This is a genomic window from Methanolobus sp. ZRKC4, assembly GCF_045291305.1.
In the GTDB taxonomy this organism is placed as follows: Archaea; Halobacteriota; Methanosarcinia; order Methanosarcinales; family Methanosarcinaceae; genus Methanolobus.
On sequence record NZ_CP146983.1, the window covers coordinates 2,187,618 to 2,208,951 of the forward strand.

17 protein-coding genes and 2 pseudogenes are annotated in these 21,334 nt (G+C 37.3%); 12 read left to right on the forward strand and 7 right to left on the reverse strand.

All coding sequences use genetic code 11. From position 1 onward, the window contains the following. Positions 1-243: 243 nt before the first annotated feature. Positions 244-675, reverse strand: coding sequence for a DUF6326 family protein (locus V7O67_RS10840; RefSeq protein WP_342304821.1), 432 nt, complete (start codon positions 673-675; stop codon positions 244-246). 253 nt (positions 676-928) lie between these two features. On the opposite strand from V7O67_RS10840, the gene V7O67_RS10845 reads away from it, so the two are divergent. From V7O67_RS10845 to V7O67_RS10875, 7 genes and pseudogenes are all read left to right on the forward strand, one after another. Further along, the gene (locus tag V7O67_RS10845) at positions 929-2,068 is read left to right on the forward strand and encodes an integrase (protein ID WP_342304820.1); all 1,140 of its coding nucleotides are present in this window, start codon (positions 929-931) and stop codon (positions 2,066-2,068) included. A gap of 164 nt (positions 2,069-2,232) precedes the next feature. After that, complete coding sequence (locus V7O67_RS10850; RefSeq protein ID WP_406669998.1) at positions 2,233-5,262, forward strand: lectin-like domain-containing protein; 3,030 nt, start codon at positions 2,233-2,235, stop codon at positions 5,260-5,262. A 348-nt stretch (positions 5,263-5,610) separates the two neighbouring features. Then, positions 5,611-6,396 (forward strand): annotated as a pseudogene (locus V7O67_RS10855) (IS5 family transposase); the annotation flags it as partial. A gap of 177 nt (positions 6,397-6,573) precedes the next feature. Further along, the gene (locus tag V7O67_RS10860) at positions 6,574-6,717 is read left to right on the forward strand and encodes a hypothetical protein (RefSeq protein ID WP_406669888.1); all 144 of its coding nucleotides are present in this window, start codon (positions 6,574-6,576) and stop codon (positions 6,715-6,717) included. Between the two features lie 211 nt (positions 6,718-6,928). Then, positions 6,929-8,461 (forward strand): group II intron reverse transcriptase/maturase, encoded by a 1,533-nt coding sequence (ltrA, locus tag V7O67_RS10865; RefSeq protein ID WP_342304721.1) that lies wholly within the window; start codon positions 6,929-6,931, stop codon positions 8,459-8,461. 99 nt (positions 8,462-8,560) lie between these two features. After that, positions 8,561-8,689 (forward strand): annotated as a pseudogene (locus V7O67_RS10870) (IS5/IS1182 family transposase); the annotation flags it as partial. A 312-nt stretch (positions 8,690-9,001) separates the two neighbouring features. Beyond that, positions 9,002-9,829 carry an integrase gene (locus V7O67_RS10875; RefSeq protein ID WP_342304818.1) on the forward strand — a complete coding sequence of 276 codons (828 nt, stop codon included), beginning with the start codon at positions 9,002-9,004 and terminating at the stop codon, positions 9,827-9,829. Between the two features lie 261 nt (positions 9,830-10,090). Here V7O67_RS10875 and V7O67_RS10880 read toward each other — a convergent pair whose 3' ends face one another. The 4 genes from V7O67_RS10880 to V7O67_RS10895 all read right to left on the reverse strand — a co-directional run bounded on the left by V7O67_RS10880 (position 10,091) and on the right by V7O67_RS10895 (position 13,414). Beyond that, positions 10,091-10,708 (reverse strand): HNH endonuclease, encoded by a 618-nt coding sequence (locus V7O67_RS10880; protein ID WP_342304817.1) that lies wholly within the window; start codon positions 10,706-10,708, stop codon positions 10,091-10,093. Position 10,709: 1 nt separating this feature from the next. After that, positions 10,710-12,155: an AAA family ATPase gene (locus V7O67_RS10885; RefSeq protein WP_342304816.1), complete on the reverse strand. Its 1,446-nt coding sequence runs from the start codon at positions 12,153-12,155 to the stop codon at positions 10,710-10,712. A 325-nt stretch (positions 12,156-12,480) separates the two neighbouring features. Further along, positions 12,481-12,744 (reverse strand): hypothetical protein, encoded by a 264-nt coding sequence (locus V7O67_RS10890; RefSeq protein ID WP_342304815.1) that lies wholly within the window; start codon positions 12,742-12,744, stop codon positions 12,481-12,483. Between the two features lie 43 nt (positions 12,745-12,787). Beyond that, positions 12,788-13,414, reverse strand: a complete 627-nt coding sequence (locus tag V7O67_RS10895; protein ID WP_342304814.1) for a hypothetical protein — start codon at positions 13,412-13,414, stop codon at positions 12,788-12,790. A 177-nt stretch (positions 13,415-13,591) separates the two neighbouring features. On the opposite strand from V7O67_RS10895, the gene V7O67_RS10900 reads away from it, so the two are divergent. From V7O67_RS10900 to V7O67_RS10920, 5 genes are all read left to right on the forward strand, one after another. After that, positions 13,592-13,801 (forward strand): hypothetical protein, encoded by a 210-nt coding sequence (locus V7O67_RS10900; RefSeq protein WP_406670001.1) that lies wholly within the window; start codon positions 13,592-13,594, stop codon positions 13,799-13,801. A 101-nt stretch (positions 13,802-13,902) separates the two neighbouring features. Then, positions 13,903-16,566, forward strand: coding sequence for a phage/plasmid primase, P4 family (locus tag V7O67_RS10905; protein WP_342304813.1), 2,664 nt, complete (start codon positions 13,903-13,905; stop codon positions 16,564-16,566). A gap of 107 nt (positions 16,567-16,673) precedes the next feature. Continuing rightward, positions 16,674-16,949: a hypothetical protein gene (locus V7O67_RS10910; RefSeq protein ID WP_342304812.1), complete on the forward strand. Its 276-nt coding sequence runs from the start codon at positions 16,674-16,676 to the stop codon at positions 16,947-16,949. After that, positions 16,946-17,152 (forward strand): hypothetical protein, encoded by a 207-nt coding sequence (locus V7O67_RS10915; RefSeq protein WP_342304811.1) that lies wholly within the window; start codon positions 16,946-16,948, stop codon positions 17,150-17,152. Before V7O67_RS10910 ends, V7O67_RS10915 begins: the two co-directional genes overlap by 4 nt. A gap of 9 nt (positions 17,153-17,161) precedes the next feature. After that, complete coding sequence (locus tag V7O67_RS10920) at positions 17,162-18,130, forward strand: GNAT family N-acetyltransferase (RefSeq protein ID WP_342304810.1); 969 nt, start codon at positions 17,162-17,164, stop codon at positions 18,128-18,130. A 98-nt stretch (positions 18,131-18,228) separates the two neighbouring features. On the opposite strand, the gene V7O67_RS10925 is transcribed toward V7O67_RS10920, so the two are convergent. Together V7O67_RS10925 and V7O67_RS10930 are read right to left on the reverse strand one after the other, a co-directional pair. Further along, positions 18,229-19,719, reverse strand: a complete 1,491-nt coding sequence (locus V7O67_RS10925) for a class I SAM-dependent DNA methyltransferase (protein ID WP_342304809.1) — start codon at positions 19,717-19,719, stop codon at positions 18,229-18,231. An 83-nt stretch (positions 19,720-19,802) separates the two neighbouring features. Further along, positions 19,803-21,317, reverse strand: coding sequence for a restriction endonuclease subunit S (locus V7O67_RS10930; protein ID WP_342304808.1), 1,515 nt, complete (start codon positions 21,315-21,317; stop codon positions 19,803-19,805). Between the last annotated feature and the right edge of the window lie 17 nt (positions 21,318-21,334).

A 21,334-nucleotide genomic window follows, 5' to 3' on the forward strand; every position in this document is an offset into this window, starting at 1 on the left:
AATTCATGGTCAAATTGTTGAAAACAAATACAATTCTGACATCATCTACGACTCAGATGAAGCACAAACCGGGCCTTTGAGTTGCAATAATAACAAAAAAAGTAATTACTCTTCAAAAACAAGCTACAAGAGAATGCTTGGAAAAGTGGAGACACATATAAGAATTTATTGTTAGGTTTTGTTAGTATGCTCCACAATTATGACTTCTTTTCCTCTAAACAGTTAAAAACAGATGAAAGTGACTCATAATTCCTGTTTAGGCCACTTCCATGCATATTCGACAATTAGTGAAAGAAGCACAAATTCTACAATTGAGCCAAATATATAAAATACCCAGGATTCTCCTATCACGTTTCCTATCACAACAACAATAGATAATATACCCACGATGATGTTTGTCCAGCGATTCGCTTTAGCCGGTAATGCCATGGATAGGAAAATCATAAGGCTTGGAATCATCATTAGTACCATAGCTAACAATAACGATACTTGAGTAGTTGGGAAAGGTCCCATATTTCCCGCTATTATATGCTCCATTTCTCCAGGCCTATATAAATCGAAAATATCTACATATACATATAAACCCATCACAGCAACCCATAATGCTGAAAGCTTTAACTTCACATTTATCTTCACATCTTCTAAGATTCCTGTGGTCTTTTTAATTGAATCCATCTTGTCCCCATTCCTTTTAATTCACCTATATTCTGTTGATTTAATTAATTACAGCTGAAACCCCGCATCCAGTTTACGGCTGATTCAGATAAGAGAATATCATTTCATGTCCCTGCCTATTAAATATTTGGACGTTATTTCATATACTCTTTTTTGAGTGAAAATTATAGAATGTGTTGGAAATAGACAAATACCAAATTCTGAAATTATGTGGTGTATAAACCCCGCCTCCCCAGGCATACAAAATGAACACATGCGCTCCACTCAGCATTGTGATGATAACAAGAAAAACATAGTTAATAAGCAAAAACCAGCATCAGAAAAGATAAATGTGAATGGTGGGCCCGATGAGATTCACAACTCCGATGACGCTTCGGAAGCGCGAATCGAAGTGTATCGCTACACTCAGCACCACAATGATAACGAGAAGAACATAGTTAATAAGCAAAAACCAGCATCAGAAAAGATAATTGTAAATGGTGGGCCCGATGAGATTCGAACTCATGATCCTCGCCGTGTAAAGGCCATTGATAGCGATTCTGAGGTAAATCACCTCGAATGTCAAGGCAAAAATCAACCTATTGCTGAGGAAAAACTGCAACCTGTTTTATTAAATGATATGTGGGTTCACCATAGAGACTCTTTCAAAGAGTGGTTATATGCAAGAAGTATCTCTGAAAGAACCAAAAAAGACTATTACAGATCCCTAATCAAATTTTTTGATAATGCAATTGTCCACAGACCACAAGACTTCCATACAATGCAGCTTGGTGATAAGGTAGAACGTGGACTTCGAAACCTGCTGAACTACTTTGAAGAAGAAGATATCGATGATGTAGCCAATTACAGCATTGAGAAATGGAGGCGATTCATTAAGATTAAACAGTCAGGTGTGGTTGAGATATATGTTACAGATGAGGAAATACAGGCAGCTTATGATGCTTGTGCAGAAGATATTAAGCCCATATTGAAACTGCTGATATACTCAGGTAATCGGCTTAGCCACATACATGCCATGCTGGAAAACTTCGATGAGAATAACATTGTAGTTGATGGCGATATTGCTCATTACCCAACATCTTCCTTTTCAAGTGGTACAAAGCGAACATTCCAGATATTTTTCCCAGCATCGTTCATCCCTGAACTCAAAGCTTTCAATAATCTGTATTCTTATGATTCTTTGCTGAAGAAGACAAAGCATGGTCGTGTTTCTTCAAAGACCATTCGTAAATGGCACCTGAATCTTATGGTAGCTGAAGGTGTGACCGAAAGCATTGCTGACTTTATTCAAGGTAGAGCACCTGTAACTGTGGGAAGTGCTCATTATTTGAATAAGGTTAAACGGGCAAAGGAGGAGTACAGGAGGATTGTGAGAAAGTTTATGATTTCGTAAAAATTAAACATATTCTAAGGGATTCTTGTTGAGATATCGAAATGTTACTTCCGATAATTTAATAGAAATGTTAATATATATAGACATGCACAAGAGTATCTATAAATTATTAGAATGTCATGCATGAAGGAAGGATTATTTTGAACCTGAACAGAAAAATAATTATGGTACTATTGAGCATTTTTATAGTAATATCTTTTACACATACTGTAGGAGCTGAATCAACTAAAACAATTACGGCAGTGTATGATAACTTTTCAGATGTATCCAGATTCCAATTGAATGGACAAGCATCTCAGCAAAGTAATGTACTGCGTTTGACCCCCAGTTCAGAAAGCATTTACGGAAGCGCATTTCTTGAGAAGAAGATTGGCATTGGAGAAGATAGTTCATTTAGTACTTATTTTTCCTTCCAGATAAGTAATACTGCAAACGATGGTGCAGACGGGTTTGTTTTTGTGATCCAACCAAATTCGAACGACCAGGGCAGCGTTGGAAGGGGTATAGGATATGGCAATATAGACAATAGTATAGGCATAGAGTTCGATACCTGGAAGAATAATGAACCTGATACTCTGGATATCTCAGGAAGCCATGTTGGAATCGATAAGAATGGTAATGTGACCTCCTTAAACAGCACACCCCTTGTAGGCGATCTTGACCTTGCCACCACAACAACCAAACATGCATGGGTAGATTACAATTCAAGTACTAGCATAATAGAAGTAAGGGTCAATACAACAAGTGTAAGGCCATCTACTCCAGAACTTGTTTATGATTTTGGAGAACAGGATCTGCGTGACATAATAGATGGTAATGAGACCTATATTGGGTTTACATCCTCAACAGGTTGGGCATATGAACAACATGATATTCTTTCCTGGTATTTCTCAAATGAACATGATCCAATAGATGTGAATGAATATTCATATACAGAGGCACCAACACAGGTGCTTATGGCACTTAATCCCGGCAATTATACAACTAATTGTAATGTGACAGCTACTGTAAGAAACTCAGATGGGAATACCGTATCAAACTGGCCGGTCACTTTCACAGCAACTAACGCAACCTTAACCCCAAGCACAGGAACCACGGATTCAGAAGGAAATGTCACTGTTGCCTTCTCATATCCTGGAGATGATATAACTACAATACAAATAAAGGCAACATCAGAGGGAGGAGCATACGAAGAATATCTATTAAAGACCGTAAATGAGGCACCTTCCACTCCCGGAGAATTTATCTCGCCTACAGGCACTCAGATAATCAAAGGCGGGGAGACACTTACTGCAAGATGGGGAACATCAACAGACCCCGAAAACGATGCAATCAAATATGATCTTTGGTTCTTTAATGGCACATGGATGAAGATAGGAGATATGCTGAGCATTAATACCAGTTCATTCACTTTGCCGGAAGACAATACTAATGATGCTGTGTTCCGTGTTTATGCAAATGATACAATAAGCAATTCCTCTGCTAAGGATGTAACATTTTCAATAGACTCAAACGGTCCTGCATACAGCTGGATAGAAAAGGTCCTTAACGCCAGCACAGGCGAGAATGTTACTGTCCTGATTAATGTTACAGACAATGCAGGTGTTGACTGGTGCAACATAACAGTCGACGGCGACGAGTACCAGATGAATGAAGAATCCGGAAACTTCTCATGGAACATTTCAATCCCTGCAAGTGATTCCGGCACACTTGTAAGTTCTATAGCTTATAATTGTACCTTTGGCGATACGTTGGGTAACCTAAACAATACAGGAAATGAAATAATCAATGTCAGTATTCTACCTATAGCTGACTTTTCCGCAAATATGACGAGAGGAACACAACCGTTAGGAGTTGCTTTTACTGATAATTCATCAGGACTTGTCGCTAGCTGGTTGTGGAACTTTGGTGACGGAAACACCTCCACAGAGCAGAGCCCGACAAACGTGTTTGGAGAAGGTAACTTCACAGTAAGTCTCACTGTTGAGAACAGTAATGGCACATCTACAGACTACCTAAACGTCAGATGCGCTGCTGAGCCTACATACATATTGTCACCGGAGGATGAGGAGACTACATCGATATATGGAGATGAAGCAAATTTCAGCATTGAAAGCACTCTTTTCGCAAGTTACGAATGGTTCATTGACGGTAATCCTATAAACGGTAGTGGTGTCACATTATACAACAATACAAATGATTCATCAAAGCTGTCATATTGTCTCATAAACAGCAGTGAATACATCAACCAGACTGATTTCTTCATGGGCATCTACAATGTATCTGTAAATGCCAGTAATAATACGATTGGAAGGACGGACACTTTCTCATGGGAATGGACCGTTACAGAATCCTCTGCAACTGATATTGAAGATATAGAGCTAATGATAAATAAGACTCCGCAGATAACTGTTGTTGGAAGCAATAAGAGTGTGAATTTCAATACTACCAACAATGAAGATGAGGACAGCAATGGAATTCCATGCAGTATTATAGGAGCATCTTTCAATACAACCAACAACACCGATGGAATACAGATAAAGCTAGAAGTGTTAAACACTTCTTTAATGAACGAGTCGAGCATCAATTTCTTGGCTGACTCCGTCTATCAATACCTTGATATTAGTTTTAATAATTTGACTCTAGCCAATGATGGAAGCAACAATCGCAGCATTGCGTTTAGGGTTCTCAACGATAAGAACGGAGGTACGCTGATCGTTAGTACAGTACGTCTCAGACACTGGGACAATCCAGAATGGGAATCATACACTCCTGATCTCACCGGAAATGATGATACATGCTCCTACTTTATTGTCAAGAACATATCAGGTTTTTCACCATTCGCAATTACATGTGATTACCAGTATAGCACCTCCACTCCTATTTCTTCAAGAGACGATGGAATGTCAGTCTACCTGAAGAATCTGCTATTTGGAGATGACTCAAAAGATACAGAAACGGCTGTAGAATATGAAACGATTATAAGTAGTGATTCTGATGAAACTACCATCGCCGAAGATGCTGATGCTGTCATTGAAGCAACTGAAGAAAATATGGTATTAGAAGGAGAAGATATTGAGATACCTACAGATGGTGACAATAAATGGAAGTTCTTCGGAATTATATTTGTTCTCCTAGTGGCCGCATTGCTAGGTATGTTCTGGAAAAAGATTAATGGAAGGGAAAAATTATAAGATTCAGCCTTAACAGAGCAAATATGAAGAATGGTCCTAAGAGGAACCTTAAGACCATACCTTTCTTTTTTGATATAAACTAAGTTATTTGAAATATGCTTGTGATGGCTCTGTAGAAAAACTATCAATATCAACAGGGCAAACTAGGTAGTTATTACCACAATTGAGTAATACATTTCAAATTATTGAATACTCAAATCATCGACCAAATATCGAGGATTTCTACAGAGCCATGTTTTGGGCTCTGTAGAAAACCTACTTCACATTTTATTTTAGCATAATAATTTAAAAAGGATAAATCCCCTGATTATTACTTGCGATAGAAACACAAAAGGGGATGATTGTGTTTTGCCTAACAAGTACTTAAAGTTTGTTGATACAGCGCTAGCTGTATCAGGAAACTCACACCTTCAGATTTACAGTTGTAAATATTCTAAAAGAAAATATACTCAGCACCAGCTATTGACATTGGTTTTGTTAAAAGAATATCTTGATGAAGATTATAGAGATATTGTTGAACTTGTAGAAGTGATGGATAAAGTTAAAGCAAGAATTGGATTAAAAGAAGTTCCACATTTTACTACACTGCATAAATTCATTACAAGAATTAAATCTATCTACTTCACTGGATTATTGCAGCAAACACTAAAACTATTCTATTCACGCGGAGAGCAGATAGAGATTACTGCTATTGATTCAAGTGGGTTTACTAGTGGCCACTGTAGTTACTATTATTCCTGGAGAACAGGAAAGAAACGAAGATCTTTCCTGAAAACAAGTATCTCTATTGATACTGCAAAGTTCATTGTCACTGGTTTTAAAATATCAGGTAAACCTGTGCATGATGCAAAACATGCAATGAAATTACTGAAGCAATGCCATAAAACTCGCAAATCAAAGTACTATGTGATGGACAAAGGTTACGATTCAGAAGACATACATTCACTAACAAGAGAGCAACTAGATTCGATAGCTATGATTCCTTTGAGACAAAGAAAAAGGAAGAGAATCAGAGGCAAATATCGCAAAAAAATGGTATGGGAATTTGACAAAGCATTGTATCATAACAGAAATTTGGTAGAAACGATGTTTTCTGTTTTGAAAAGAAAATATAGTGAAGATATCAGGGCTAAAGTGTGACAAGAAGTTACAATATGAATTGCTTAACAGCTATTCCTTCCATTCGGGATAATCCTACTGTGGGATGCATAGAATGGTAACATCATTGTGTTAAGCTCACAGGACAATGTGGAAAGCAAGGAATTCCAATCCTTGACTATCTGCTAGGATAAGGAAACTATGAAGAGTATAATGCAAATCATCGTAAGGGTCGTTATGATTGATAAGCGAAATGGAATGATACGCTTAGACCAAAAGGTATGGAATCAGGCCATAATGGTTTTTTGCACATTATGGAGAATGGACACAGATTCCCGGCCTATAGATGGCTTCTAAGGTTTCCGTGATTATTCATATTATAGAACTTGGTAAGTCCCATGTGCTCCTGTAAAAAAAAAAAAAAGGTAGTTAATTCGTGAGAATGAACAATAGCACAGGGGATAAAGGAAACGGTAGAAAGCAAATGGCAGTCTGTAATGGAGTGCATAGAGGTTCAAAATTTGCCTTGTCCCGAAAGGGAGCAGACTTACCGTAGGTGTTCTATTACATGAAAGGAGGCAAACTTATGAATGCAAGATACTCGACTACACCATCAGGTGAGAGGCTTGCAGACAATTCAATCCCATTCAAGTGGGAGGACATCGACTGGAAAACAGTCGAAGGGAACGTTAATGAGCTGCAAGCCCGAATTGTAAAAGCGGTTAGACAAAAGAAGTGGCATTTAGTTAAACGACTACAATACCTGCTTACCAATTCTTTTCATGCCAAATTATTGGCAGTAAAGAAAGTAACACAGAACAAAGGTAAAAGAACAGCTGGAATCGATGGAGAAAAATGGACAACATCCAAATCTAAGATGAAAGCCGTTCTAGAACTGTCTGGTAAGAGCTACAAAGCTAAACCATTGAGAAGAATCTATATTGAGAAACAAGGAAAGAAGAAAAAACGACCATTAAGCATTCCTACAATGTACGATAGAGCAATGCAGGCATTATATGCTTTTGCTTTAAGCCCAATAGCAGAAACCACAGCAGACAGAACATCATTTGGATTCCGTAAATATCGAAGTTCAAAAGATGCAGAAGCTCAATTGTTCGCATGTCTGAGTAAAAGAAACTCTGCTCAATGGATTTTGGAAGGCGACATAAAAGGATGCTTTGATCATATAAATCACGAATGGCTCTTGAACAATATTCCTATGGACCGGTCAATACTAAAGCAATTCCTTAAAGCTGGTTTTGTGTATAATAGACATCTGAATCCCACCAAAGCAGGTACTGCTCAAGGTGGAATAATATCTCCAGTACTGGCAAACATCACATTGGACGGTATGAAAAATGCAATAGCATGCAAATATCATACAAACAGGAAGGGAACTATTAACAAAAAAAGTTATAATTCCCATAAAGTCAATTTTGTGAGATACGCAGATGACTTTATCGTCACTGCTGATTCAGAGGAAGTGGCTAAAGATATTGCTGAGGTTATCAGACTATTCTTGAAAGATAGGGGTTTAGAACTATCTCGTGAGAAAACTCTTGTTTCACACATAGACGATGGATTTGACTTCTTGGGATGGAATTTCCGGAAATATAATGGTAAACTTCTAACCAAGCCCTCGAACAAATCTATTGAGAATATCACAAAAAGCATTAGCAACGTGATTAAGAAAGGTAAAGCTCGGTCTCAGAGTTCTCTCATTAAGGAACTCAACCCTATTATCACTGGATGGAGCGAATATCACCGTTCAGTTGTCTCTAAAAATACGTTCAGTAAGCTTGATTCCAGATTATGGGATATGCTATGGACGTGGGCTAAAAGGCGGCATCCAGATAAATCACACCACTGGATAGTAGATAGATATTGGCATAGGGTAGGGTCAAGGAAATGGGTATTCTCCACAGAAGGGCTTAAACTCAAATCTTTTGCACATACAAAGATTGTAAGACATCCACGCATAAAAATGGATAAGAACCCATATGTAGACAAAGAATACTTTAAATGGAGAATAAGCTATCTGAGAAAACAGAAACTAGTGGCGTCGAAGCAAAATATCATGGAAAGTCTAACAACTGCCTGATACTTAAAGGGTTATAGAATGCTTGAGCCGTATGAAGAGAAATTTTCACGTACGGTTCTTAGAAGAGGGAGGGCGAGTAATCGCTCTTTCTTATTCGACAAGTATTGGAATCAAGTGAAAGAAGTCAAATTCAAGATATTAGTCCATAACCTTGACAGGTATGTCAAGGTTATTTTTATTATTCAAATGAGGATTTCTACAGAGCCATGTTTTGAGTATTTAATATAAACTCAACATATTAATTAAATAAAATTAGTATCCAAAGACAATACTATTAACGCTGAATCCAGTCATATTCAAACCCCGCCTCATCTAGACGCCCATATCCACTCCATTACGCATTGTGAGATTGACGAAAAGAAACTCTCTAAGAGCTTAGAATCGGAAAAGAAGTATGGTGGGCCCGATGAGATTCGAACTCATGATCCTCGCCGTGTAAAGAAGGCCATTGATAGCGATTCCGAGGTATATTCCCTCGAATGTCAAGGCAGAAATCAACCTACTGCGGGGGAAAAACTGCAACCTGCTTTATTAAATGATATGTGGGCCCACCATAGAGATTCTTTCAAGGATTGGCTATATTCAAGAAGTATCTCTGAAAGAACCAAAAAAGACTATTACAGATCCCTAATCAAATTCTTCGACACTACAATTGTCCACAGACCACAGGACTTTCGTACAAAGCAACTTGGCGATAAGGCAGAGCGTGGACTTCGAAATCTCTTGAACTACTTTGAAGAAGAAGATATCGATGATGTGGCTAACTACAGCATTGAGAAATGGAGAAGATTCATCAAGATCAAGCAATCTGGTGTGGTTGAAATCTATGTTACAGATGAAGAGGTACAGGAAGCATACAATGCGTGTGCAGAGGATGTTAAACCGATCTTAAAATTACTGATATACTCAGGTAATCGACTTAGCCACATTCATGCTATGCTGGAAAACTTCAATGAACGCAACATAGTAATTGATGGTGATATTGCCCATTATCCAACATCTTCCTTTTCAAGTGGCACAAAGCGAACATTCCAGATATTCTTTCCAACATCTTTTGTCCCTGAGCTCAGAGAATTCAATAATCTATATTCTTATGATTCCTTGCTGAAGAAGACAAAGCATGATCGTGTTTCTTCAAAGACCATTCGTAAATGGCATCTTAACTTGATGGTAGCTGAAGGTGTGACTGAGAGTATTGCTGATTTTATTCAGGGTAGGGCACCTGTGACTGTGGGCAGTGCTCATTATTTGAATAAGGTAAAAAGAGCGAAGGAAGAATACAGGAGGATTGTGGGGAAGTTTATAGTTGATGATCAATCTGGACAAATTAACTTCAAGCTAGGAAATACTCATGGAGAAGAGAATTAGAACACATAGAACAGCTGGAACATTTCATACCTACAAAGTGTGATTCATAATATGAGTAGTACAATGCATTATCTTATCAAATCATGGTATTAGTATAAAGGTAGAATCATACCCTGAATTCTATCTCTGTGTACTTAGCAAGTATTGTTTATTCCGTATATTTATAATGCCTGTCAATGTATCTGCGACTATGAGGAGTATGCTAATAACTTTGGAATTGGCAAAAAGCATACCTTTTTTATTGAAAAATGCAACAGTATTTTAGAATAAATTGAATATTGAATCGGGAACATCATTATTTTCATTTTTTGCTAATTGCATTGACCATTTTACATATTCGTCAGGTTGATTTTGAATTGATGAATTGACTATCATTTCTTCTGTTATTTGTAACAAATTCAGATCATATATCTCAAAAGTTTTTTCAGCTTTTGAAGTAACTAACCGCAAAAAAATATCATCTTCAATTCTGACATGATCAGAGTAAATATCATAATGAGGATGGATAATAGTAAAACATTGACTTTCTTTAGGGTAAGTATTTGTGGTACACCCATCTTTTAATGTATCTTCATTTTTTTTACTGTTGTTGCACTTATAACAACAGACGGCTAAATTCCTTGGTTCGAACATAAATTTAGGATGCTTTGATTTTGGTGCAATATGTTCAATTGTTGTATTTTCTTTATCTTTGATATTTAATTTGGATCGGCAAAAGGGGCAAATACCTTTTTGTTCAGAGTACAAATAATGTTTAATATTTTTTTTAACATTCTTATACTCTTTTTTTTTCCAATTCCGATAATTATCTGGATGAACCATACTCAATGTTTTTAAATCAGTTTTTGTATAAGAATAGGGAGTTTTAATAAGAACCATTTCAATCAAACTTCCCAATAATCTTATCAATAATTCTCTTCATAGGATCGATTTCTTTTAAGTTGGTATTGATTTCTTTTAGCTTCCTAACTCTTTTTTCAATTTCATCAATATCTCTATTTTTTTGACTTATCGCTGAGAGTATTTCTCCCACTTCATTTGCTAAATAGTAATTTCTTATTGTTGGCACTTTAAAGACATTATATAGAATGTCTTCTGCGGTCCAACCATATGTATTCTCTTTATGAGTGATAGCTTGAATTCCTTTATCCGATTCAAATCTCAATGTAATTATTGAAGATGAATCCTTTTCAAGATCTGATATCATAAAATGAGAATGTGTTGCCAAAATAAAGTGGCAGGATGAATAGTTTGAAAAAATATTGTTTAAAGCATATATATATTTCATTTGCCAGTTTGGATGTAAACTGATTTCAGGTTCATCAATTAAAACTAATGAATTATCTTTTATGTTTGCTATTATTCTAAACATTGAAAAGATAAAATGTGATTCACCTGAACTAGCATCAGTTAAACCAAATGTCTGTCCTTTTTTTACTTCGATAACTGGGGACGAAACCAGCCTTAATTTCTGTAGAACCTGCAGTAATTCATGCTCTTTTTGATGATTTTTATTAAATCCATTTTCAGATAATATGTTGTATTCAATAAATTTATCATTTGCACGATTATTAAGCAACCTTATAATATTCTGTATTTCTTCATTTGTCAAACTTTTATATATTGTAGACAGAGGTGCTTGACTATTAGATTTTGTTTCTAAATAGGAATGGAGGTTTTCTATACTTGCTTCTTCGCGTAATCTCTTTGGGATTCTTAACTTATATGTTATTTTTAAAAAATGATCATATCCTAAAAACTCTAATGTTTTCTTTAGGTTACAAATAAATGTAGATCTATCTGTAGCTTCCAAAATTTCGTTTGCTACATTTTTTGCAAAACCTTTTGTAAATGCTGCATTTTCTACCGATCTAATCCCAAGGTACTTATAAAAATCATTATTACTGTACAAGTGTTTATCGTTAACCATAAAAGAAGAAGCTAATAGTCTGTTTGGCAACTCTAAATTATCAATTTTAATGACTTCATAGTTCTTTAAGCATTTTTTATTAGCCTTCCCTCTGCTTGCAACAACGTAAACATTATCATTTATTTGATATTTTAGTTCATAATTATATTTTGGTATACGACGTGTTCGTAATTCTTTGTCAGGATACTTATGTGATTCCAATTCTTTAAATATGTCAATAATTATCCTTAATATCTGACTTTTTCCGGTACCATTTGATCCGATGATAAGAGTAGTAAATGGATTGTTCAAGTGATTAGAATATTTTTTATCTTCAATAAAATCAATACTTATTTTATTAAGAAATTGATGATTTTCGATTTCAAGTTTAATTAATCTAAAAGATTCATTTTTCATTTTATCACTAATCATAACTTCTTTAATATTATAAAAAACATTATTAGTTGCCTATAATTATTAGTACACCATACAATCGGATTCTTAAAGGTATGATAAAGATTAGATTCTCAATTAATTAACCTTGTTATGACATACAATTTTCACGTTATATATATCCCTCCTCATCCAGGTGTATTCAAATGTAGCGATGATTCAATTTTAGATATGATTTGAGGGTGCAGGTGAGTTGTGGGAATTTTGTATTTAAACCCATAATTACAACTATTTTTGTTTAAGATTACATGTTTACGTCATAAAATACTAAAACATTTAAAGAGATACTCTAATCATTGAATGAATTTTCATCACCGATTTGTTCATCTTCTCCATCAATACTTTCATTAAACGATTTGACAATATCACTTATTGTATCTTGTACAAGAGTAAACTTTGAATCATCAGTGTCACAAGAATCAAAAATTAGCTTCGGTTTCTCAGCAATAAGATAAGTCAACTCTTCTACATATTCTGAAAAATCAACATCTCCACCTGTTTTAATTTTTATTTTTTCTTTTCTTTCACTTTTAGGTTCAAAAGAAAGAATCAAATCTTAATCTTCGATAGACGCACTAATTGTGATTGTATCCATGTCATTCACCTTTGTATAATAATTTTTGAATGTTGTATTTTCTCGCCCTGTTATCAAATATGTATTCGCCACCATCCAATATACTACAAATTTCTTTTTGAGAGGATACATCTTCAAGCTTTATTTGTTTGTACGAAATCATGTTGTTATCATTTTGAGCACAAATAATTGATTCAGCATCTCCATAAACAACAATTGCAGGGTTGTGTGTCACTAGAAATAGCTGTTTTTCAAACTTTAGTTCTCTAATAAAATTCACCAATTTTTCTGCTATGAACTTATTACCCAAGTTGTCTTCAGGTTGATTAATAATTATTATGTTAGATGAAGGATTATCAAGGATTTCTTGGAGGTATTTTTCAGAATTATATCCAGGACTGTTATCTTTTGAATTTGAACCATCATTGTATTCCAAAAAGCCGTTTGGATCATCAAAACAGTTGAGTAAATTTTTTAGCTGGCTCTTAACCTTTTTCTTCAAGCTTTCAGGGTCATTGTCTCCATGAATTTTAACCGTACACTTTTCATATAGTAAATCAACCAAACAAGTATACAAAATTGGACTATCACAATCTTTTATACCATCAATAATTAGATCTCCAATATTTTCAGTTGAATCAACCTCCAAGCAAAGTCTACTGCAAGAATCTAACTTAATTTCTTCTGTGTGGGAGATGTTATAATTTTCCAGTCTTTCATAACATTGTTTATATTTTTAACTAAACCAATACCATTGTATAGCACCATTTTTTAACTTTTTTACATTTATATACCTGTACACCAATCTCTATATGGAGATATACATATGTTGAGACGAAATGTACAACAAATAAAAGATAGTCACCTTGTAACAATTCCCGCACATTTGTGTGCATTAATGGGGATTGAAAAAGGAACTGTTATGGACATTGAATTGAATGAGAACAAAATTGTTATGACACCAGTTACCTCGACCCGCCAAGATCAAAAGGTAACTGGAGTTCAGACACATCCCAAGAGGAGTGCCAATGAATAATACAACCTCTCATATTATAGAATCTTCGCTCTTTTATCGAAATAAGAGCTTTGTCAAGGCTATAAGTGAGCCATTAACTGCTTTTTTATGGAGAGGTTGGTATGAATTTCAACAATTTTCCTCCTGAATTAAATGAGCTTCCACAATGGGTAATGTGGAAACTGGAGTATAGACCTGAGCAGGCTAAGCCTTCAAAGATTCCGTATACGGTTGATAATATTCGAGCCAGTGCTACTGATTCAGATACATGGAACATGTTTGATAATTGTATCGAAGCACTTGAGACTGGATTGTATCATGGGATAGGATTTGTTTTCTCAGAAGATGATGACTACATAGGTGTTGACTGGGATAATGTCAGGGATCCTGAAACAGGAGATATTGACCCTGAGGTTATACAAGAGATCCGTGACTTGGACAGCTATGCGGAAATATCACAGAGTGGTACGGGACTGCATGTTATAACTGTAGGAAAGAAACCAGGGGAACGCTGTAGGTCTGGTTGCAGGGAAATGTACGATAAGGAACGTTTCTTCGTGATGACGGGGAATCACCTTGAAAATACGCCATTCGAAATAAAACCCGCATCATCTGAAGTTCTAAAATCCATATACCACAAAATTGCTCCAGATGAAAAGGAGAAAATGGAAACAAGTAAACCTGTGGGTGGCAGAAAGGTATCTCCTCCGCTTACAGACGAAGAAATCTTTTCACTATGCATGGGAGCAAAGAATGCCAACAAATTCGAAGAATTATGGGATGGTAGCACATCAGGCCACGAAAATGATGATAGTAGGGCAGATTTGGCATTATGCACTATTCTAGCTTTCTATACCCAGAATTCCGCACAGATAGATCGACTGTTCAGAAAATCGAAGCTATACAGGTCAAAGTGGGAACGCAGTGATTACAGGGGCAGGACTATACAAACATCCATCGGCGGTTTAACAGAAGTATACAATCCTTGTATGCAAAATCAAGATGGTGCTGGAGGATGTGTACTCTTCGGTGAGAAAGGAAAATTCCTCCCTTCCGAGTTGGCCAAGGCGCTCATGAAGGAGATGAATATAGTCACCTTTAACGATGACCGTGCATCTGTGTACTGGAATGGCAGATATTACCAAGAAGGTGCTGACAACCTGATAATGGCTCGTGCACAGGAATTGCTGGGGAAAGATAGTACAAAGCATAGGGTTGCTGAAACCCTGTTTTACATCAAAAACGATACTCTGGAAGAACGTAGTGTATTTGACAAGCAAACAGGAGAAATCAATCTCCAGAACGGTGTCTATAATATATACTCTCGCGACTTCCGTGCACACAGCCATGAGGACAGATTTACATATGTTTTGCCATTCCCATATGATAGGAATGCAACATGTCCGCAATTCGATACTTTTCTGAATGAAGTGCTGGAGCCAGAGTATATTGCCACGGCATACGAATGGATTGCTTATGGCTTTGTTCCGGGATATCCGATTCAGAAGTTTCTGTACCTGCACGGAGATGGTGGTAATGGTAAAGGTGTGTACCTTCAGGTGAACACTGCCATGTATGGGTCAAAAAACGTGTCTTCACTTTCTATGCAGGACATAGAAAATGATCGTTATTCCAAAGCTGAGCTGTTTGGAAAACTTATGAATGTATGTGGCGATATGTCAAACCAGCAGCTTAAGGATACCAGTACAGTGAAATCACTAACCGGCGGGGATGAGGTCACTGCAAGGAAAATATATGGGAAACCGTTCAAATTTATCAACCGTTCAAAGATGGTATTCTCCATGAACTATATACCTGAATCGCTGGATAACAGTGATAGCTGGTACAGGCGATTTCTTTTAATACCGTTTAAAAGGCGTGTAGTTGGTAACGAATGCACGGAACTTGATTATTACAAGAAATTGACGACCCCAGAGGAGCTGTCAGGCATATTCAATAGGTGCATGGAAGTTTTGCCTGCTCTTTTGGAAAGGGGTGATTTTTCGTGTTCTATGGGTATTCGCAAAACACGGACGTATACACAAGAGAGATCCAATCCAATAGCTGCTTTTGCAGATGAATGTGGCCATCTGAGTGAGGATAATGAAGTACCAATAGATGAAGTCTATGCAGCTAACATTCGGTACTGCCGACTGAACAATATCACAGTTATAGATAGAAGAGTGTTCGGCAAGAAATTCAGAGGGTTATACAAGGGCGAGATAATATCCACAAGACCATATGTGAACAAGGTCCGCCTAACATGCTATAAAGGATATGAATTGAAGAACGGGTGGCATGGCCTCAATGCTGAGCAGGAAATAGAAGCATACGAAAATTCCCGTGAGAATGGTCACATCAAAAGAGGAGGCGGTCAGGACCCGGTCATAAAAAAAAAATCTGTTTTTCCCGATACTGATGATACAATTGAGCATTCTGGTCATAACAAATCTTTAATAATTAATAATCCGAGACAAGATAGTAGTAATTGTGTTAGTAGTGGTATAGTAGAAAAAATAGTGCAAAATGATATGACCAATGTGATCAACGAAAAAAATGAAGGCATTGATTACGATAATGAAAATAAATCCTTGTGTCCTTCATATGACCAAGAAGATTCTGTTGTGACCAAATATCGCACATGTCAAGAATGTGGCGAGAAAAAATGGGGGTTCGTGGCGATACACGATAATACTGGATGCAAGCACATCTGCATATTGTGTTATTCTCGATTGTGGAAAGAACGTCAGGCCAAGAATTCCAATAATAAAGATATCAGGGGGTGATACTGAACACTCCCAAGCGATCATAATCAACAATTAACCACGATGTGGTAATTTTTCCAACAGATAAGAGACATAGCATAATCAAAAGAAAAGAGGAGCGAGGTATAATGTCTGAAACAAGTGATAATACAACTGTAATTCGTAAAAATATTGATCGTGCACAATTAATGGATATATCTTCCTGGCTAGTGGAATCTCTTCGAATGAGGCTGGATGTTGCCAGGTTCAAAGTACGTGACGGAGACAATGTGAAACTGCAATATGTTCGAGCACTGGTTCAGGCTATACAGGCACATAACTCAGTCCTGAAGGACCAGGAACTGGAAGAAATCAAGGTAAGATTGGATGTGCTCGAATCAGCAGGACAGGATGGTAGTACATGACTTTTGCAGATATCAAAAAAAGGATGGGAGCAATCGAACAGAAACATAGTCGAGGAAAATTCAAAGCATTTGTGAATATTGACCATGAGCTGGATGAAGAAATAGAACAGTACAAGCAGGAGCATCCACACCATAAAATTGTAATCATCAATGTAGTTGCTCCAAATGACAAAGATGACGACATTTACGATAAAGGGGAGTAAGTGATTAACATGGAAGAGGGGAATATTTTATTTGCAGGGGAAAAAATATACGGCAGAAGCAACAAACATTTTTTAAGAAACTTAATATGTAAAATTAAGGATATAGCGGAGGCCGGATTCAATGAAAATCATCGTTTGAACCCAGAATTAAACTTAGATTTTGTCATGAATATGGATGAACCGAGTATGAAGTTTTCTATGGAATATTCAAACTACGGTCAGTATCCAAATGAATCAATAAAGAAAACTGGTTTAAAAGTTCAGAATGATATAATCAATCACTTAGAGGCATCGCATGCATTAAATCCTTATTTTTGTTACCATATATCTCCCAATTGGCATTTATCGTCTTGCTTATTTTTCGATTTACATATTGAACCATACAAAGGTTATTTTATATGTCCGGTTTGTGGTGAAGAAGTTGAAAACTGTAAAGAGAATAGCGTGGTTTCTACACTTTTATGCGGAAAGAATATTGTCATGTGTCCCAATAAAAATGATCATATGACATATTTTGTGGAGGACGTTATTAATAAAGCGTTTCAAAGTGAAGAATATTTTATTATTTCAGAAAGTATAGCCGTTCATAGGATCGATTTGAATAAAAATCAAATGTTACTAGGCCAGCTTAATGTTATAGCAAAAACAGAAGATACGTCATTTCGAAAACTAGACCTCCATGTAAAAAATGCCGAATTATATATAATTACAGATGAAAAAATACCTGCTGGATATATCTTTTGGAATGATTTCAATGATAAAAAAAGATGTTTGAGGCAAATATTCATAAGAAAAGAATTCAGAAAAGGTGGCCTGGGAACACAGTTAATTGAGAAAACATTTGAAATTGAATCTGAAAATACTAAGTTTGTTATTGAATCCCCAAATGAAATAACATCCAAAATATTATTGAATTTGGGGTATATAAAAGAAGAGGGAAATATGCATGTTGGCGTTCGCTGCAGTTTTTGTAATTGACCACGTTGGAAAGCAGTTCATTTGTAATTATAAAATACTGACCATATACTTACATCAAACTGGACTAGAAATCATGCAGGTTCATCTGCATGACTTTTTCATTCCCCATTTGAATTAATGGTCTCCATGATTTCCTTGAAACTTTCCAGTGATGCTTCGATGTTCTCTATTATCTCATTTGCAAGCACATCTGGATCTGGCAGGTTATCCAAGTCTGCAAGGCTCTTGTCCTTGAGCCAGAATATATCCAGATTGGTCTTGTCCCTTGCAATGATTTCATCGTAGCTGAACTTGCGGAACCTTCCCTCTGGGGTGTCCTCGCTCCAGCTTTCAACACGCTTGTGGCGGTCCTTCGGATTATAGCACTGGATGAAATCTTCAAGGTCTGAGAACTTCAGCGGACTCTTTTTCAGCGTGTGATGGACATTGGTACGGTAGTCATATATCCAGACCTCCTTTGTCCAAGGGTCTTTAGCTGCTTCCTTTGCTTCGAAGAATAAGACGTTAGCCTTCACTCCATGGGCGTAGAATATGCCAGTTGGAAGGCGCAGTATGGTGTGCAGGTCGGTGGTCTCAAGGAGTTTCTTGCGTATGGTCTCCCCGGCTCCACCCTCGAACAGTACGTTGTCCGGCAATACAACTGCTGCCTGGCCACCGGTTTTGAGGATGGTGTGGATGTGCTGCACAAAGTTGAGTTGTTTGTTGCTGGTGGTGACCCAAAAGTCCTGACGGTTGTAGGTCAGATCCTCTTTTTCCAGTCCTCCTTCTTCGTTGGTGAAGGTCATGCTGCTCTTTTTACCAAAGGGTGGATTGGTGAAGATGTAATCATAGCGCTCCCCTGAATCGGCTATGAGTGCATCGGAATTGGATATCATGGGCTGCCCGTCAATCTCTCCGATGTTATGCAGGAAGAGGTTCATCAGTGCCAACCTTCGTGTTCCGGCTACTATCTCGTTGCCTCCAAAGGTCTTGTTCTTCAAAAACCTGCTCTGCTCCCGATCCAGTTGCTCATGTGATGTAAGGAAATCATAGGCTGCCAAAAAGAACCCGCCTGTACCACAGCAGGGGTCACCTATTGTCTTCATGGGCTGCGGTTGCAGACACTCCACCATGGTCTTGATGAGAGGGCGGGGTGTGAAATACTGCCCGGCTCCACTTTTTGTATCCTCTGCATTCTTCTGCAAGAGTCCTTCGTATATCTCGCCCTTGGTGTCAACACCCATCATGACCCAGCTTTCCTTGTCGATCATATCGATGACCTTGTACAGCATTGCAGGGTCGCTTATCTTGTTCTGGGCCTTGAGGAAAACTTGCCCGAGCATCCCCGGCTTCTTGCCAAGCTCCTCCAGCAGGTTCTTGTAATGGGTGTCAAGCTCAGCACCCCGCTTCTGCTTCAAGACATCCCATGTATATTCTTCAGGGATTCCAATATCCCGGCCATAAGGAGGCTTCCTGTACTCCTCTGCCATCTTCAGGAATATGAGAAAAGTCAGCTGTTCCAGATAGTCACCATAGCTCACTCCCCCGTCACGCAGTACATGACAGAAGCTCCACACTTTGGATACGATGGATGATGTATTTTCAGACATTTTTTGGACCCTTGATAATAAACTGATATATTTGATGCTTTTTCGCAAAGTCGATAGTTAATGGATGTAATTAATTTGCTCGTTTACTTCCCACTTTCTGCTTTCTCAGTCTTCACTCTCTCCAACAAAAGATTAGCCGGTTCCCAATCAGGCGCATTCCTCACTTCCTCCAACTCCCTCTCATTGAGCAGTTTCCCCTCAAACGCCCTTTTCAAGATACTCTGCCTAAGAGCCTCGGCCTTTTCCAGATTCTCCGCAATGTCCTGTTCCATTTTATCGCAGACCGAAAGGCGCGTTTCGATTTCACTGACGATGGCTTGTTGCTCGGGGAGGAGGCAGAAAGGGAAAGGTAGATTTGAAAGTACTGTAAGATTTATTGAAGCAAGATTGACTGTTTGTTTTGCATTTTTAAAGAAATATCTCTTGGCTGTTTGTGTTTGTGAAAAATAGCCGATGTATGCAGATACAAGGTTTTTTGAATATGGTCTTGCACGAAAAACATGATTTTGATGGATACAATCTTCGATTTGTTCTTTCCAGATGGTTCCTCTTCCAAGTTTGTCTTTGTCTCCACCTTCAGTGTATAATATATCTCCTTTAATTAGGCGATATTTCTCTAAATCTCCTTCCAAAACATCAATATATTTTATTTCAGAAAGGTCTAAATAGCCATCTTGAACGTTTGCAACCCTCAAATAAGGCAAAGATATTTTTTTCTTCCCTTCTAACTTTCGACCTTTAGTCACTCCACCTCTGAGATTGCATAATTCCTGTAATTTGACCCATTTCCACCCAACTGGAATCTTGGGTAAATCTACAATCTCTTCTTCATTGAGTTTTACTACAGATTTCATTCTTCTGTTTGTAGATTTTATACTTTCTTCCCTCTCCCTTCGAATCTCCTCCAGTAGCTCACATGCACTTGGCAAACCCACCTGCTGCTCCCGCCATTTTCTTGTAAGATCTCCCACAAACGCCTTCTTCAGCACTGCCTGCCTGTACACCTTGAGCTGCTCCTGTGCCAGTTTGAGATTGGCGATGCCATTGTCCAGTTCGCTGAAGAGAAGCTCGATTTTGGAGACTATGGCTCGTTGTTCGGGGAGAGAGGCAATGATAATTTCCATTTCTTCTATTTTTTTAGAAGAGATATTAGGTTGTGCTCCTCCATAAGCATCCTTCTCAATTCTTCGCTTTAGACTGTGTAATTGATAAAAAAGAAAGGATTTGTACAATAAGTTATTATCAATCAATTTGAAATTGCCTACACGCTGGTTTTGATATGCTTTAACTTTATCCTTAAAAATTCCAAACTTCCCAGTGGTTGCACCAGACATCGCTATTAAAATGTCTCCATTTTCAATCAGGTAGTCTTCATATTCAGATTTAGGGTGTACATTAACTGCACTTTTACAAGTAGCAGAAGCCTCTTTTATATCTGAAATCCTGATAACAGGAACTCCTTCTGTTTTGTATTCTGAACTTTTGAATGCAAAACCATTTTTGAGTTTGCAGATATCACCTAATTTCACTTTTTCCCATCCTTTTTTTTCTTGATAGGGATTGGTTTTTTCAGATGTCAAAATTACTTTTGTTTCCATAATAATCGTTTATTACA

Coding starts and splice junctions, on each gene's coding strand:
- V7O67_RS10840 (WP_342304821.1), bottom strand. CDS start 675: ATGGATTCAATTAAAAAGACCACAGGAATCTTAGAAGATGTGAAGATA.
- V7O67_RS10915 (WP_342304811.1), top strand. CDS start 16,946: ATGACTTTTGCAGATATCAAAAAAAGGATGGGAGCAATCGAACAGAAA.
- V7O67_RS10910 (WP_342304812.1), top strand. CDS start 16,674: ATGTCTGAAACAAGTGATAATACAACTGTAATTCGTAAAAATATTGAT.
- V7O67_RS10860 (WP_406669888.1), top strand. CDS start 6,574: ATGCAAATCATCGTAAGGGTCGTTATGATTGATAAGCGAAATGGAATG.
- V7O67_RS10885 (WP_342304816.1), bottom strand. CDS start 12,155: ATGAAAAATGAATCTTTTAGATTAATTAAACTTGAAATCGAAAATCAT.
- V7O67_RS10925 (WP_342304809.1), bottom strand. CDS start 19,719: ATGTCTGAAAATACATCATCCATCGTATCCAAAGTGTGGAGCTTCTGT.
- ltrA (WP_342304721.1), top strand. CDS start 6,929: ATGAAAGGAGGCAAACTTATGAATGCAAGATACTCGACTACACCATCA.
- V7O67_RS10900 (WP_406670001.1), top strand. CDS start 13,592: ATGTTGAGACGAAATGTACAACAAATAAAAGATAGTCACCTTGTAACA.
- V7O67_RS10850 (WP_406669998.1), top strand. CDS start 2,233: ATGGTACTATTGAGCATTTTTATAGTAATATCTTTTACACATACTGTA.
- V7O67_RS10920 (WP_342304810.1), top strand. CDS start 17,162: ATGGAAGAGGGGAATATTTTATTTGCAGGGGAAAAAATATACGGCAGA.
- V7O67_RS10880 (WP_342304817.1), bottom strand. CDS start 10,708: ATGGTTCTTATTAAAACTCCCTATTCTTATACAAAAACTGATTTAAAA.
- V7O67_RS10905 (WP_342304813.1), top strand. CDS start 13,903: ATGAATTTCAACAATTTTCCTCCTGAATTAAATGAGCTTCCACAATGG.
- V7O67_RS10930 (WP_342304808.1), bottom strand. CDS start 21,317: ATGGAAACAAAAGTAATTTTGACATCTGAAAAAACCAATCCCTATCAA.
- V7O67_RS10875 (WP_342304818.1), top strand. CDS start 9,002: ATGTGGGCCCACCATAGAGATTCTTTCAAGGATTGGCTATATTCAAGA.
- V7O67_RS10845 (WP_342304820.1), top strand. CDS start 929: ATGCGCTCCACTCAGCATTGTGATGATAACAAGAAAAACATAGTTAAT.